We start from the raw sequence: 14,881 nt of genomic DNA on the forward strand, positions 1-14,881 counted from the left end.
CGCTGAAGGCGCTTTGTGGTTCAATCCCGCCCCCCGGGGGTAGGCTCTTCCCATGACATCACCACAGCAAATCGAGATCCCGCCGCCGTCGCCCGATGACGTCCTCTACGAAAAGCGCGAAACCTTCGCCGTCATCACGCTGAACCGCCCGGTCGTCTTGAACGCCATCAACTGGTCCATCCAGCGTCGCCTCTGGTGGGCCCTGGGCGAGGCCGAAAAGGATGACGACGTTAAGGCCGTCATCCTCACCAGCAACGGCCGCGCTTTCTCCGCCGGCGGCGATATCCAGTCGACTCCGCCCCCGGACAAAGACCCGACGCCCTCCGGCATGCAGATCAACCTCAAGATCTGGGAGATGCAGAAGCCGGTCATCGCCGCAGTCCGCGGCTACGCCGTCGGCCAGGGCCACGAACTCGCCGGCATGTGCGACATGACCGTGGCCAGCGAGGATGCCGTCTTCGGCGAACTCCAGATTCGCCACAGCTTCGGCCCGCCCATCCTGGTCACGCCGTTCCTTACCGGCATCAAGCAGGCCAAGGAGATCCTGATGCTGGGCGAACGCATCAGCGCCCAGGATGCCCTCCGCCTCGGCATCGTCAACCGCGTTGTCCCGGCCGATGAACTCCTGTCCACCGCCGAGGACATGGCCCGTAAGATGGCTGCCCTCCCCCAGAAGACTGTCCGCTCGAATAAGCTCCTGGTGAACCGCGTCTACGAACTCGCCGGATTCCACCAGGCCCTTGCCTACCGCGCCGACCCCACCATCGCCGGCATCCTGGGCACAACCGCCGAGGAACCGGACCCCCACCTCAAGGTCCTCCGCGAACAGGGCTGGGAGGCATTCCGGGCCTCGCGAGACGCGAACTACACCGACTCCCAGTAGGCGTACACGCCGTCCACCGGTGGCCGGGAAGCAGGGGCAACAGCCCCGGCGCTCCCGGCGCCCGCCCGGAGGAAAAGGCGCCGCGGGGCTCGCCCCTGCGCTACCCTGAAGCCATGTGCGGCCGCTTCACCCTCACGCGTGGCGAACGCGCCGGCCTCGAAGACGAGATGGGCCTCCCTCGCGGTTCCCTCAATCCCGGATACGAGCCCCGCTTCAACATTGCCCCAACCGATGAACACCCCATCGTCCGGCAGCGCCTCGAAGACCGTGAGCTCGTCCTCGCGAAGTGGGGGCTCATCAACCACTGGACACCCGTCGGCAAGAAAGTCACCGGGCTCATCAACGCCCGTGCCGAAGGGATCGATACCAGGCCCGCCTTCCGCGATGCCTTCCGGGAGCGCCGCTGCATCGTGCCCGCCGATGGGTTCTTCGAGTGGACCGGGCCGAAAGAGGCCCGCCGGCCACTCTGGTTTCACCGCCCCAACATGGGGCTCCTCTGGTTCGCCGGCCTCTATGAGTCCTGGTATCCCCAGCCAGGCGTGCGGCAGCGCACCTTCACGATCGTCACCACCCGCGCGAACGAAGTCATGCAGCCCATCCATGACAGGATGCCGGTCATCCTCTCCGAAGACGCCGCTGACGCCTGGCTGAACCCTGCCGAAAATGAGCCGGCTCACCTGAAGAAGTTCCTCGTCCCCCCGCCGGATGACCTCCTGGTCTACCGCCCCGTCTCGCCCCTCCTCAACAGCCCGAAGAACGACTACCGGGGACTGCTGGAGGCGTGGACGGAGGGGTAGTGGGCAGGGGAAGGACGAAGCGGAGGATTGGGCCAACACCGCCGGCTCCATTCGCGGGTGTCTCGCAGCGGTCGACGCGCCTGGATAGGGCGGCGCGAGGTGCGCGTCGCCGTCTCGCCTGGCGAATGCCAGCGCGTTCACCCGCTCCGCTTCAACCTCCCCGTCCGCTTGGCATAACGCTCACCCAGGCTGAACACCCAGACGCCCGCAGGGATCATCACGAACCCGCTGGCGATGAGCCCTACGATCGTCAGCCAGAGGTCGCCGAACCCCTTGCCGTCGATCAACGCGCTCCGGATCCCTTCGATGACGTAGCGAGCCGGGCTGAAGATGGACATCGTTGCCAGCGGTTCCGGCATGTCGCCCGCCTTGATGTAGATGCCCGAAATAAGCACCAGTGCCGCCTGGATCACATGCGTCATCTCCGCCCCGCGTTCCGGGTAGAGCAGCGGGAGCACCGCACCCATGATCCCGATCCCGACGAGGCTCAGGCTCCCCGCCACGAGCACCGCCGTCGCCGAGACATAGTTCGCGTTCCCCATGTCCAGGTCGAAAACCAGGACGATGACCACCAGCACGACAGCCGTGTGCAGCAGCCCGTACACCAGTGAAAACAGCGCCGTCCCCACCATGTGTGTACCCCGCCGGACCGGCGCCATGAACGTGTACTCGATCGTCCCTTCCCACCGCTCCCAGCTGATCATCTCGCTTACCGTCTGGAACACGACTGCAAGGTAGTGCCAGACCAGCGCGCCGATCGCCAGGAAGAGGATGAACGCGTCGATCTGCGCATCGGCCAGTGCCTCCGTCCCGATCGCGCTGTTCGTTCCCTTGGCGATGAGCACCACCGCGAGGCTGTTCGCGATGGTGTACAGCATCCACACCACCTCCCACCCCCAGTACCGCTTCACGAGGTTGATGTTCCGTTCGACGAACGCGTAGCTCGCCTTCAGTTCGTGGTATGCCAGGCTCATTTCGTCTCTGCCTCCTTGTCCGCGTCTTCCAGCTTCTTCCCGGTCAACCGGAGGAATACGTCCTCCAGCGACGGCAGGGCCTCGCCGGGCTGGCGGACCTGTTCTTTCAGTGCCTGCGGGGTGTCCAGGGCGACGATCCGCCCCTTGTCCACAATCGCTATCCGGTCGCAGAGTTCGTCTGCTTCCTGCATGTCGTGGGTGGTGAGCATCACGGTCGCGTCGTGCTTGTCCCGGATTTCGAGTACGGCTGCCTGCACTTCCCGCTTCGAATGGGGGTCCAGGCCGGTTGTGGGTTCGTCCAGCAGGAGCAGCACCGGCGCCGTCAGGAACGCCCGCGCGATCGCCACCTTCTGCTGCATCCCGCGCGACATGTCTTCCATCGGCGAACTGAACGAGCGCTCTTCGACGCCGAGCCGCGTCAGGATTTCGATCGCCTTCGAGCGCGCGAAGTCCGCATCCACCGAGTACAGCCGCGCCCCATACATCAGGTTCTCCATCGGTGACAGCTTCTTGAAGAACGACGCTTCCACCGAGACGCGGTTGATCAGCCGCTTCACCTTGAACTCGTCCCGCTCGACATCGAGCCCGAAGATGCGGACTCGACCCGAGTCCGGCATCAGCAACGTCGACATCAGCCGGATGAGCGTGCTCTTGCCCGTGCCGTTGGGCCCGAGCACACCGAAGATCTCGCCCCGGTCCACCGTGAGCGAGACATGGTCGACCGCCACCACGCGCTTCCGTTCCGCGGTCTTCCCGCGCAGCCGGCTGATGATGCCGGGCCCCTGCCGGAACACTTTGCTTACGTCGTCGACTTCGAGGGCGCGTGCCGCGGGGTCGACCGTGATGGTCACCCCCTGGAACCGGGATGGATCGAGCGTTTCCGCCGTCATGCATGGACTCCTTGTGAAACGGGGAGAGCCGGCGGGTTCCTGGTATTCGAAGGGAAACAAGAAACCGTGGGCGTTCGGTCTGGCCCACGGCTGGTTATCGGCTTGCGATACTCGTCAGACGGGGGGCGCGGTGCGGGCGTTTGGCACGGCCTGGCGCATGGCGCGGATGAAGGCGCCGAGGCAGAAGCTACTCATTGGGCGTCCCTCCATCGAAACATGCCGGCGACTATAGCGTGCATAGCCATTGCCAATCAATAACGCCATGAACGCCAGGAAGTTAACGGGAACTTGAGCGCCCCCGTCCCGGGACTCCTAGATCGCCCGCGGCAGGATCGGCTTCCGCCGCTGCACCAGCGGCCCGTGCGCCGCCACCAGCCGCGCGAACTCCGCACCGTCCACGGCCTCTTTGAACAGGTGCCCCTGGCCTTGCTTGCACCCGATCCCGTACAGGAAGTCCCACTGCCAGGCGTTCTCGATGCCTTCCGCCACCACGTTCATCCGCAGCGCGTTGCCCATCTCGACGATCGCCCGGAGCACCGGCCCGCTCGTCGCATCCACACCCAGCCGCGCGATGAACGACTGGTCGACCTTCAAGGTGTGCACCGGGAAGCGCTGCAGGTAGCTCAGCGACGAGTAACCCGTCCCGAAGTCGTCGATCGCCAGGCCGACGCCCAACTCGCGCAATTCACCCAGCATCTCCAGCGCCGAGGGGATGTCCTGGATGAGGACGCTCTCCGTCAGCTCGAGGTGGAGCTGCTTCGCCGGCAGCCCGGTCGTCTCCAGGACTTTCGCTATCCGCCTCGGAAGGTCTCGCTGGCGGAACTCCGCCGCCGAGATGTTCACGCAGACGGTCAACGGGAAGTGCGGTCGCGCCCGCTGGAACTCGATCGTCTTCCGGCAGGCCTCTTCGATCACCCACTGCCCGATCCGCACGATCTCTCCGGTCTCTTCGGCAATCGAAATGAACGTGGCCGGCGAGAGGATGCCGCGGTGCGGGTGGTCCCAGCGCAGCAGCGCCTCCATCCCCACGATATCCCCCGAGCGCAGGTCCACGATCGGCTGGTAGTGCAACAACAGTTCCTGGCGCTCCACCGACCGGCGAAGCGCGTTGTCCAGGTCGAACTGCTCCGCGGGGATCGCGTCCAGCTCCGGCGTGAACAGGACGTGCCGCGCGCGCCCTTCGGCCTTCGCCCGGTACAGCGCGATGTCCGCCTTTCGCAACAGGTCGGTGCTCGTCCGGTCGGCCTGTGTGCTGACCGCGATGCCGATGCTGGACGAGACGAACATCTCGTGTCCCGAAAGCGAGAACGGCCGCAACAAAGAGTGGAGGATGCGCTCGGAGATCCGCAGAGCCGTCGCCTGGGCGTTCGTCGATTGGACCAACACCGTGAATTCGTCGCCGCCGAGGCGCGCGACCAGCTGGCCCTCCGCCGCCCCCACCAGCCGCTGGCTGAACACCGAGAGCAGCTGGTCGCCCACTCCGTGCCCCAGCGTGTCGTTCAGGTACTTGAAGCGGTCGACATCGAGGAACAGCACCGCCACCCGGTTGTCGCGCTGCGGCAGGTTGAGCGCGCGCGTGAACCCGGAAAGGAAGAGCGCCCGGTTCGGCAGCCCCGTGAGCGGGTCGTGGAACGCCCGGTGGACGAGGCTGTCTGTGGATTCCTGGATGGCGCCCGACATCTGGTTGAACGCCGAGGCGATCTCGTCCACCTCGCGGATCGACGATTGTGGCGCCGCGCCTTCGAATGCCCCGTCCGAGGCCGTCCGCAGCGTCGAGGCGATCCGTTCGAGTGGTAGCCCTACGCGCCGATGGACGACGGCGACGACCGCGAAGCCCAGCGCCGCCGCCACGCCCGCTTCCGCCGCGAACCATCCGGGTCCCTGGGGGAACATTTGGCCCAGCACCAGCGGGACCAGGATCGCGGGCAACAGGAGTAGCCCGCTGACCAGCGACAGTGGCAGGCGAAGGTACGTGGGATTTCCTGGCGACATCCGCCTGCCTTTATCGGGTCGAATTGGTAACACGGGAGTTGCGCCCCGGTTTCTTTCGTCCTTCACAATTTCGTCTGCGAGCGACGGTGCAACAGGGTCGTGGCGCTCCATCAGGCCGCCACCTGGAGCTGCCATGGCTCCCGGAACAGGTGGATCAGCTCCGCCGCCACCACCGGGTCGAAGGCTTCCCCGCTCCCTGCCCGGATTGCGTCCAATCCCGCCGCCAGCCCGGCTGCAGAGGCGTGGTCGAAGGCACAAACCGTCGCCGTCACCCGCCCCAGCGCCGAGATCTCCTCTCGCGAGAGACTTGCCGGGCGCCCTTTCCCGTCCCAACGCTCTCGGACCTCCGCGGCGCCCTGTGCCACGTCCGCCGGGGCGCTCCGTTCGAGGAGCGCTCGTGCGGTCGCAATCGCGCCGCCGCTGAAGTCGCATCCCGCGCCTTCCCCGTCTTCGTGCTCGGGAAAGGCCGCCGGCAGTACGTGGAGCACCGCCGCCAGCGTGGCATCAGCAGTCTCCTCGGGCCGGAAGCCGAGCTGCTCGGCCACCATCGCTGCAAGCGCGGCGCATCGCACGGCGTGTTCTGTCGCCGACCTTCCCACGAACTCCGCCACCAGCCCCTCGAGGGCCGCTCGCCGCCCGTCTCGCCAGTCGGGCAGCGCCCGGGCGAACGTCACCGGCGAACCACCGGCCGCCCGCTTCGGCCCCACCGCATGCCAGGCGGCCGCCCCCGCGATCGCCACAGCAGCGCTCCCTCCTCCCGCGAACATCGCCACCCGCGGAAACGGGCCGCCGCCCGCGCCACCCAGGGCGATGGCGGCCGCTGCCACGAGGCCGGCGGCGCCCGGCACGATCCCAACCCTCATTCCATGGTTTTCGGCAACTCCGGCCCGTTCGCGAGCGCACTCCCGGCCCCGCTGCCGCGCGCTCTCCCGCCCGGGCGCGAAAACCGATTAGCACTCATTGACAGGGAGTGCTAATATCTCCCTCGCACCACCGCAAATCCCCTCATAGAGGTACTCAATGGCAAAGCAGTTGCTCTTCGACGAAGAAGCACGGCACTCGCTCAAGCGGGGCATCGATGCCCTCGCCGACGCCGTGAAGATCACCCTCGGCCCCAAGGGCCGCAACGTCGTTCTCGATAAGAAGTTCGGCGCCCCCACCATCACCAACGACGGTGTGACCATCGCCAAGGACATCGAACTCGAGGACCCCTTCGAGAACATCGGCGCCCAGCTGGCCAAGGAGATCGCCTCCAAGACCAACGACATCGCTGGCGACGGCACCACCACCGCCACCGTCCTCGGCCAGGCAATCGTCCAGGAAGGCCTCAAGAACGTCGCCGCCGGCGCGAACCCGATGGGCCTCAAGCGTGGCCTCGAAGCCGGCGCCGCCGCCCTCGTCGAAGCCATCAAGAAGGGCAGCATCAAGGTCACCGAGCGTAACCAGATGGCCCAGGTCGCCACCATCTCCGCCAACAACGACCCCTCCATCGGCCAGCTCATCGGCGAGTGCATGGAGAAGGTCGGCAAGGACGGCGTCATCACCGTCGAAGAGTCCAAGGGCATCCAGACCGAAGTCGAATACGTCGACGGTATGGCCTTCGACCGCGGCTACATCAGCCCCTACTTCGTTACCAACCCGGACCGCATGGAAGCTGTCGTCGAGGACCCGCTCATCCTCATCACCGACAAGAAGCTCTCCTCCGTCCAGGAGATCCTCCCGGTCCTCGAGAAGATCCTCCAGGTTTCGAAGAACGTCGTCATCATCTGCGGCGACCTCGAAGGCGAAGCCCTCGCCACCCTCGCCGTCAACAAGCTCCGCGGCACCATCAACATCCTCGCCGTGAAGGCCCCGGGCTTCGGCGACCGCCAGAAGGACAACCTCGGCGACCTCGCCACCCTCACCGGTGCCACCGTCATCTCCGAGGAGATCGGCCGCACCCTCGATAGCGTCGAAGTCGGCGACCTCGGTCGCGCCCGCCGCGTCGCTTCCACCAAGGAAGAGACGACCATCATCGAAGGCAAGGGCAAGAAGAAGGAGCTCGACGCCCGGATCTCCCAGATCCGCGCCATCCTCGAAGACTCCAAGAGCGACTGGGACCGTGAAAAGGCCCAGGAGCGCCTCGGCAAGCTCGCCGGTTCCGTCGCCGTCATCAAGGTCGGCGCCGCCACCGAAGTCGAGCTCAAGGAAAAGAAGCACCGCGTGGAAGACGCCCTCAGCGCCACCCGCGCCGCTGTCGAAGAAGGCATCGTCCCCGGCGGCGGTGTCGCCCTCATCAACGCCCTCCCGGCGCTCGATAAGGTCAAGCTCGAAGGCGACGAGGCCACCGGCGTCCGCATCCTTCGCCGAGCCCTCGAAGAGCCTCTCCGCCGCATCGCCATCAACGCCGGCAAGGACGGCTCGGTGATCGTCGAAGAGGTCAAGAAGCTCGGCAAGGGCCAGGGCTACGACGCGCAGAAGGGTGAGTTCGGCGACATGGTTGCCAAGGGCATCATCGACCCGGCAAAGGTCACCCGCTCCGCCATCGAAAACGCCGTCTCCATCGCGGCCATGGTCCTCACCACCAACTGCCTCGTCACCGAGAAGCCGGAAGCCGCCGCGGGCATGCCCGCCGGCGCGCCTCCGATGTACTAGGATCGAGGCCCGTACCCTCTCGGGCGCCAGCCCGATCGGCGTAACGACAACTCCGAGGGGGCAGGCCGCGCGGCCTGCCCCCTCGTTGCAATCTCCCAGGGAAGGAGCACCGCCATGCGGAACGAGAACGGCATCGACATCGACATCGAGGCGCTCAACAAGCTCCTCAATACGGCCGACCTCATCACTATCGGTTTCACCCTCTTCCCCGAACGGCTCCTCGTCGACACGCGCAGTAACGACCAGGAGCGCCAGTTCGCCGACATGGTCGAGCCGGTCGCGAACATCCAGGAGCGGTACGTCTGGCTGGGCAAGCATCGCGGCAGCTTCGGCGCGCCCGAAGGTTTCGCCTTCTTCGTTTGGCCCCAGACCGTCCGCGGCTTGATCGAGCGCGATGCCCTCGCGCCACTCAAGGCTCGCCTGACCTCCGAAGCTCGGCGCGACCTGGATGTCGCCCTCGCGACCGCCGCCGAACTCGAACGCGGCGCGATAATCGAGGCGATCAAAGGCAGCGACCGTTGGCCCGCCGTCTGGGAACGTGCCGCCTGAACGAACCCCCGCTCTGCCCGCTTCCGGTGCTACACTCCCCGCCAAACCCGGAGGTATCCCGCTGATGACCCAGGCGCCGGCTTTCGAATCCGACCAGGAACTCCTCAAGCTTGCCCAGGGCCTCCGCGATGCCTTCGGCGCTCCTGCGCCGGTTGCCCTCTCCCGCCGCACCGTCGTTGGCTTCCGTGGCAAGGCAAAGCTCTATTACTACCCCCCCAAAGACGGGGGCCGCTTCAAGACACCCCTCGTCCTCTTCCCTTACCTCGGCATCAGCCGCCCCTACATTTTCGACCTTCGCCCCGGCGAGTCGTTCGCTGAGTTCCTTTACGAGCAGGGCATCCCCTTCTACCTCTGCGACTGGGGCATCTTCGGTCCCGAGGACCGCGACATGGGCATGGACGACGTCATCGGCGACATGATCCCGTCGCTTATACGCCAGGCCGTGCGCCACTCCGGCGCGGAAGGCGTGACCGCCTTCGGATACTGCATGGGCGTCCCCATGACTACCTCCGCTATCGCCGCCCAGCCGGGACTGCCCGTCAAGAACTTCCTCGGCATGGTCGGCCCGATCGACTTCACCATCGGCGAATTCCCCCGCATGACCGATGACGACAAGTTCGATGTCGATGCCATCCTCGAAACCTTCGACATGATGCCTGCCGAGTTCATCCGCTCCGGCTTCAAAATGCTGAACCCCATGGGAGACGTCTCCCAGGCGCAGTCCCTCCTCCAGAACGTCTCCAACCCAGGCTGGCTCGTTGGCTACAAGGCCATGAACCGCTGGGCCAGCGAATGGCTCCCCCTGCCCAAGCAGTTCTTCCGCGGCTGGGTCCGCCACTTCTACCAGGGCAACGAGCTCTTCCAGGGCAAATTCCGCGTCCTCGGCGAAACCGTGAACCTCCGCGACATCACCATGCCGATCCTCGCCGTCGGCGCCTCGCGTGATGACATCGTCCCGCCCGGCAGCGCCCGTGCCCTCATCGACTCCGTCGGCAGCACCGACAAGCAGTTCCTCGAGCTCGAAGGCGGCCACATCTCCGTCATCGCCGGCCGCCGCGCCCAGCAACAGGTCTGGCCCGCGCTCCTCCAGTGGCTCAAGGACCACGACGACTAACCCCGAAGCAACGACAGCCCCCGAGGCGAGGCAGTCATGCCTCGCGTGCCGCGCAGACCCGGAACATCCCCGGCAGACCTCTCCCATGGCTCAAGGATCACGCCAACCAACCCCGAAGCAACGACCCCCCGAGGCGAGGCAGTCATGCCTCGCGTGCCGCGCAGACCCGGAACATCCCCGGCAAACCTCTCCCGTCGCTCAAGGATCAGGCCGACCAACGCCGAAGCAACCACCCGAGGCGAGGCAGTCATGCCTCGCGTGCCGCGCAGACCGGAACTTCCCCGGCAGACCCTTCCAATGCTCAACGATCCACGCCAACCAACCCCGGAGCCACAACCCCCGAGGCGAGGCAGTCATGCCTCGCGTGCCGCGCAGGCCCGGAACATCCCCGGCAGACCTCTCCCATGGCTCAAGGATCACGCCGACCAACCCCGGAGCAACAACAACCCCGAGGCGAGGCAGTCATGCCTCGCGTGCCGCGCAGACCCGCAACTTCCCCGGCAGACTCTCGCCATCTCGCGCACACCCGGGATGACGCGGCGCCAGCCTCCGGGCAACACCTACTTCTTCTTGACAGCCTTCTTCTTCGCGGCGGCGGCGGGAGCCCGCACCGGCGCTGGCGCCTGCGCACCGAGCAAAGCCGCCAGCGCATCGTCAATCTTGTCCAGCCGCAAAAGGACCGTGTGCACCTGGTCCGCCAGTCGCTGGAACTCCGTCAGCGGGACCGCTCCCACCGCCTCGACGATAGGTCCATATGCGTCGCGGGCCGCCTTCGCCATCGTCGCCCGCGCCGCGACGTAGTTCTTTTCCATCTCGCCGGCGAGCGTCTGTCCCTGCTCCGAGCCCGAATAGGCTTCGTAGCTCTCGCCCCAGCTCTTCAAGAACTGGTCGCTCATCAGTTTCCACTGGTCCATGAGGTCGGCGATGCCAGGTTGTGTCATGGCCGCGAGTATACCCCGCGCCTGTAAATTCCGCCGTCCCCGGCGTACAGTCCCCTCACCAACCACTGGAGTCCCCGCCATGCCCTTCGCCCAGGTGAACGACGCCCGGATGTTCTACACCGACGAGGGCGAAGGCAGCCCGGTCCTCATGGTCCACGGCTGGAGCTGCGATGGCTCCGACTGGGCCTGGCAGATCCCGGCACTCAAGGCCGCCGGTTACCGCTGCATCACGCCCGACCTCCGTGGCCACGGCCGCTCTTCCGTCCCCGCAGGCGGCTACACCCCCCGCCAGTACGCTGCCGACCTTGCCGGCCTCATCGGCCAGCTTGGATGCGGCCCCGTCGTCGCCATCGGGCATTCCATGGGCGGAGCCACTGTCGTCGCCCTCGCCGTCGAACACCCGGAGGTCGTCCGGGCCGTCGTCCCGGTCGATTCCGCCTACGGCTTCGAAAGTGAAACCGCCGTCACCCTCCCCCAGATGACCCAGGCCTTCCGCGGCCCCGGCGGCCACGACGTGGCCCTCCAGTTCGCCAGTGCCGCCTTCTACGGCCCCGCGACCCCTGCCCACCTCCCTCCGCTCCATGCCCGCCGCATCGCCGCCTTCGATCAAGAAGTCATGGCAGCCGCGCTCGAGGGCCTCATCCTTCCCCCGGATCAGTTCGGCGAAAAACCCCGCTCGGAGACGTACCTTCGCCGCGTCGCCGCCCCGGCCCTCGCCTTCCGCGCCGGCAGGAACGACCCCGCAAGCATGGCCGCCTGGGAGCGCGCCCAGTTCCAGCACCCGAAGTCGAAGGCAATCGGCTGGGAAGGCACCGGCCACTGGCTTCACCAGGAGCGCCCCGGCGAATTCAACAGCCTGCTCATCGCCTGGCTCGCTTCCCTCGATTGATCCGCCCGCCGGGCCGAAACCTCGCACCATCCGTGGCAAGCCCGGCTCCCGGCACTTGACCGAGGCCCTACTCTTCCCCGCCTAGCAGCTTCCGCAGTGCCTCGCGCGGGGGCCCTATCTCGTCTTTGAACTGCCGGTAGAACATGAAACCGAGCACGCCCATCGCCAGCACGATCAGTCCACCGGTCACCAGCAACGCCCCCAGGCTCTTTCCGAACGAGTCCCCGAAACCCACGACAACCGTCGTCGGGACGATCGAGCCGAGCGCTACCAGCGTGATGAACTGCTTGAACCCCATCTTCGTCAGCCCCGCCGCATACGCTGCGAAGTCGAACGAGATCGGCATCATCCGCCACCAGAAAACCAGCTGCGGCCCCATCTGCAGCGCCAGGCGGTCTACCCGGTCCGCGCCCTCATGCCCGATCAGCCTCGGGATGAACCGCCGCCCGAATTTCCGCGAAACCCAGAAAATGATCATCGAACCGATGAGCTGGCCGATCACCGAGTACACCACCCCGAGCACCGTACCCCACGCGATCCCCGCCGCGATCATGAACGGCGGGTTCGGGATCGGCGCGATCACCATCGCCACCGCCAGCACCGTGATCAGCAGGATCGGCCCCCACGCGCCGAGGTCGCGGATCCATTCGCGCACGTCCTCCACGTCCAGGTCGCCTGTCACGAACTCGAGCAGGATGAGCACTGTCGCCCCAGCCAGCGCCAGCAGGCTGATCAACCGCCGCCGTACCTTCGGGTTCGCCAGCAGCGGCTGTTCCACCGCTCCCCCGGCACGCGGCGCTTCCACCGCGCCCGACCGGAAGAGGTCGCCCAGTTCTCCCCAGACGAGGTAGGCGGTGATCACCGCCAGTCCCCCGGCGACCGACTTCGAATGAAACAGGGCGTAGGTGCCCGCGCCCGCCGCCAGCCCCGCCGCCAGGGCGGCCACCATGATGACTTTTTCTCGCATGCGAAGCCCAATGCTACGGCCGCGCTTCCTTCCCCGGAAGGATTCCCTCCGCGGCCGCTGTAACACGCCCGAAACCGGTCTCAGTCAAAGTGCGCCCATGGCCCAACTCGAACTCAGCGTCCGGCCCGCAACTGGGGCCGATCTCGAAGCCATCAACCGCATCCATGGCCCCGAAGTCCTCCACGGCACCGCCACCTGGGACACCGAACCATGGACCCTGGACCAGCGCCGTGAATGGTTCTCCCACCACGATGCGATGAACCCCGTCCTCGTTGCCGAACACCTGGGAGAGGTCGTCGGCTTCGCCTACGTCACCCTCGTCAGCCAGAAGACCGGCTGGCGCTTCACCCGCGAAGACACCATCTACATCGATGAACGGTTCCGCGGCCAGGGTGTCGGCGACCTGCTCCTCGGCGCCCTCCTTGCCCTCCTGCGGGAGCTCGGTGTCCGCCTCGTCATCGCCTCCATCACCTCAACCAACACCGCCAGCATCCGCCTCCACGCGAAATACGGCTTCGAAGTGATGGGCGAGATGAAGAATGCCGGCTACAAGTTCGGCCAGTGGCTCAACACCACCTACATGCAGGTTGACCTCGGCGAGCCCTCCCCCGGCAAACCCACCTGGTGAGCCGGGACGAGCGCCCTACCCCAGGAAGTCCAGCAACAGTGCGTTGACCTCTGCCGGCCGCTCCTGTTGTGTCCAGTGCGCGCAATCCTCGATGTGCTCCATCCGGATCCCGGGGATGAGCATCGGCATCGCCGCCGCCATCTCCGGCTTCAGGATCGTGTCCTTCCCGGCGGTCACCATCATCGACCTGATGTTCAGCTGCGGCCCCTTTGGTGCGCCCGCCTCATCCGCGTTCCTGTCCGCTGCCCGGTACCAGTTCAACCCGCCGCGGAACCCCGTCCGCGAGTACTCCTTCACGTACTCCGCCAGCTCTTCATCGGTGAGGAACGTGTCCGTGTTCGTGATCCTCGCAACAACGCCGCTCCCGTCCCCGCCCACCGTCATGAACGTCGTGAAGTCCGCCGCCCGCGTGTAGGGGAGGAAGATCTTCTTGAAGGTCGTCGCCACGTCGGCTTCGAGCTCCGCTTCCGCGACGCCGGGCGCGAGGAAGTAGCGCATGTAGAACGTCCGGTCGGTTTGTCCGTGGAAGTCCCGGAGCGACTCGGTCGGGCGCGCGTTCGAAGGTGGCCCATACGGCGTGTTCAGCCCCACGAGCGCCGTCACCCGCTCCGGGTAGCGCAAACCCATTTGCCAGATGACCGCGCCGCCCCAGTCGTGCCCGACGAAGGCGGCCTGCTCGATCCCCAGCGCATCCAGCAGTCCCGCCATGTCGGCGCAGAGCGTCTTCATCGTGTACTCCGCCGGGTCCGCAGGCGCATCGGTCCCACCGTACCCGCGCATATCCGGGGCGATCGCCCGGAATCCCGCGTCCGCCAGCGCATGCACCTGGTGCCGCCACGAATACCAGAGCTCCGGCCAGCCGTGGCAGAACACTACCGCCGGCCCACTTCCCGCCTCCGCCACGTGCATCCTGATCCCGTTTGTCTCGATCGTGTGATGTCGAATGTCGGCCAAGTCGCGGCCTCCCTCGCCAGGTTGGCGGCTATTGTGGCCGATCCCGGTTCTCGCCGCTTCCGGCCTGGAGACCCCGCCGCCCTTCGCCGGTTGCGACAGCACTGCCGCTCTCTCAAGCTTGGAAGAAGCGCTGGGGCACGCCCGGCCGGGAGGATCAGCGAACCGATGGTGTACAACCCGGAAGACCTCGATCTGCTCGAAGTAACACTCCTCGGCGTGCTCTCGGTCGGGCTTCCGCCTTCGAAGGCTGCCGGCAGCGACACCTTCCGCGTCGACCACGTCACCGCCGTCATTGCCGCCATGCAGGAGACGGGCGACGCGGCTGCCTACCTGGCCGAAGACGGCGTCCGCGTCATCCCCGGGTTTCGAAGCCGCCTTCGCGCCGCCATCGCCGGCCTCGAAGAGAAGGGCCTCGTGACCATGCCCGTCGCCGGCATGCCGGCGGCCGCCGGAGGCTACGAAGCCGGCCTCCTCCTCGACCTCGTCGAACCGGATGAACAACCGGCCGTCCTCGACCGCTACCTCTCGCAGCTCTGCATGGAAGTCCTCTTCAACATCCGGCAGGTCTATCCCTTCCTCATGGAGCGCTACTCCGCCAGCGGCGAAGTCTGGCGCCGCCTCCGCGAAGCCGGTTACGCCCGCGACTGAGCGCGCGCCCGGTGTCCTCAA

Annotated in this window: 15 protein-coding genes; 8 read left to right on the plus strand and 7 right to left on the minus strand. The window is 66.5% G+C overall.

Translation table 11 applies throughout. The annotated features are described in order from the left end of the window. The first annotated feature begins 52 nt into the window (after positions 1-52). Both IPG14_RS16210 and IPG14_RS16215 read left to right on the plus strand, forming a co-directional pair. A complete protein-coding gene (locus tag IPG14_RS16210; RefSeq protein WP_343389288.1) occupies positions 53-883 on the plus strand; it encodes an enoyl-CoA hydratase/isomerase family protein in 831 nt (276 codons plus the stop codon). Positions 884-996: 113 nt separating this feature from the next. Continuing rightward, a complete protein-coding gene (locus tag IPG14_RS16215; protein ID WP_343392513.1) occupies positions 997-1,680 on the plus strand; it encodes an SOS response-associated peptidase in 684 nt (227 codons plus the stop codon). A gap of 137 nt (positions 1,681-1,817) precedes the next feature. On the opposite strand, the gene IPG14_RS16220 is transcribed toward IPG14_RS16215, so the two are convergent. The 4 genes from IPG14_RS16220 to IPG14_RS16235 all read right to left on the minus strand — a co-directional run bounded on the left by IPG14_RS16220 (position 1,818) and on the right by IPG14_RS16235 (position 6,399). Further along, the gene (locus tag IPG14_RS16220) at positions 1,818-2,654 is read right to left on the minus strand and encodes an ABC transporter permease (protein ID WP_343387020.1); all 837 of its coding nucleotides are present in this window, start codon (positions 2,652-2,654) and stop codon (positions 1,818-1,820) included. Then, complete coding sequence (locus tag IPG14_RS16225; RefSeq protein ID WP_343392514.1) at positions 2,651-3,544, minus strand: ABC transporter ATP-binding protein; 894 nt, start codon at positions 3,542-3,544, stop codon at positions 2,651-2,653. Before IPG14_RS16225 ends, IPG14_RS16220 begins: the two co-directional genes overlap by 4 nt. Positions 3,545-3,856: 312 nt before the next feature. Next, positions 3,857-5,536: an EAL domain-containing protein gene (locus tag IPG14_RS16230; RefSeq protein WP_343392515.1), complete on the minus strand. Its 1,680-nt coding sequence runs from the start codon at positions 5,534-5,536 to the stop codon at positions 3,857-3,859. 110 nt (positions 5,537-5,646) lie between these two features. Continuing rightward, complete coding sequence (locus IPG14_RS16235) at positions 5,647-6,399, minus strand: HD domain-containing phosphohydrolase (RefSeq protein ID WP_343392516.1); 753 nt, start codon at positions 6,397-6,399, stop codon at positions 5,647-5,649. A 157-nt stretch (positions 6,400-6,556) separates the two neighbouring features. Between IPG14_RS16235 and groL the strand changes: the two genes are divergently transcribed. From groL to IPG14_RS16250, 3 genes are all read left to right on the plus strand, one after another. Next, complete coding sequence (gene groL, locus IPG14_RS16240; protein WP_343387016.1) at positions 6,557-8,170, plus strand: chaperonin GroEL; 1,614 nt, start codon at positions 6,557-6,559, stop codon at positions 8,168-8,170. Between the two features lie 114 nt (positions 8,171-8,284). After that, positions 8,285-8,719, plus strand: coding sequence for a hypothetical protein (locus IPG14_RS16245; RefSeq protein WP_343392517.1), 435 nt, complete (start codon positions 8,285-8,287; stop codon positions 8,717-8,719). A 64-nt stretch (positions 8,720-8,783) separates the two neighbouring features. Beyond that, complete coding sequence (locus IPG14_RS16250) at positions 8,784-9,833, plus strand: hypothetical protein (RefSeq protein WP_343387014.1); 1,050 nt, start codon at positions 8,784-8,786, stop codon at positions 9,831-9,833. Positions 9,834-10,393: 560 nt separating this feature from the next. Here IPG14_RS16250 and IPG14_RS16255 read toward each other — a convergent pair. Next, a complete protein-coding gene (locus IPG14_RS16255) occupies positions 10,394-10,774 on the minus strand; it encodes a hypothetical protein (RefSeq protein WP_343392518.1) in 381 nt (126 codons plus the stop codon). Between the two features lie 79 nt (positions 10,775-10,853). On the opposite strand from IPG14_RS16255, the gene IPG14_RS16260 reads away from it, so the two are divergent. Further along, the gene (locus IPG14_RS16260) at positions 10,854-11,663 is read left to right on the plus strand and encodes an alpha/beta hydrolase (RefSeq protein WP_343392519.1); all 810 of its coding nucleotides are present in this window, start codon (positions 10,854-10,856) and stop codon (positions 11,661-11,663) included. Positions 11,664-11,730: 67 nt separating this feature from the next. Here IPG14_RS16260 and IPG14_RS16265 read toward each other — a convergent pair whose 3' ends face one another. Next, a complete protein-coding gene (locus tag IPG14_RS16265) occupies positions 11,731-12,630 on the minus strand; it encodes a TVP38/TMEM64 family protein (RefSeq protein ID WP_343392520.1) in 900 nt (299 codons plus the stop codon). A gap of 97 nt (positions 12,631-12,727) precedes the next feature. Here IPG14_RS16265 and IPG14_RS16270 point away from each other — a divergent pair, with 97 nt between their 5' ends. Next, the gene (locus IPG14_RS16270; protein ID WP_343392521.1) at positions 12,728-13,258 is read left to right on the plus strand and encodes an N-acetyltransferase family protein; all 531 of its coding nucleotides are present in this window, start codon (positions 12,728-12,730) and stop codon (positions 13,256-13,258) included. 15 nt (positions 13,259-13,273) lie between these two features. Here the strand turns inward: IPG14_RS16270 and IPG14_RS16275 are convergent, their stop codons facing one another. Next, entirely contained in the window at positions 13,274-14,212 is a 939-nt protein-coding gene (locus tag IPG14_RS16275; protein ID WP_343387009.1) for an alpha/beta hydrolase, read from the minus strand. Positions 14,213-14,377: 165 nt separating this feature from the next. Here IPG14_RS16275 and IPG14_RS16280 point away from each other — a divergent pair, with 165 nt between their 5' ends. Beyond that, positions 14,378-14,860, plus strand: a complete 483-nt coding sequence (locus IPG14_RS16280; RefSeq protein WP_343392522.1) for a hypothetical protein — start codon at positions 14,378-14,380, stop codon at positions 14,858-14,860. Positions 14,861-14,881 lie beyond the last annotated feature (21 nt).

Source organism: Candidatus Amarobacter glycogenicus (genome assembly GCF_016704105.1).
Taxonomy (GTDB): Bacteria; Chloroflexota; Dehalococcoidia; order Tepidiformales; family Tepidiformaceae; genus Amarobacter; species Amarobacter glycogenicus.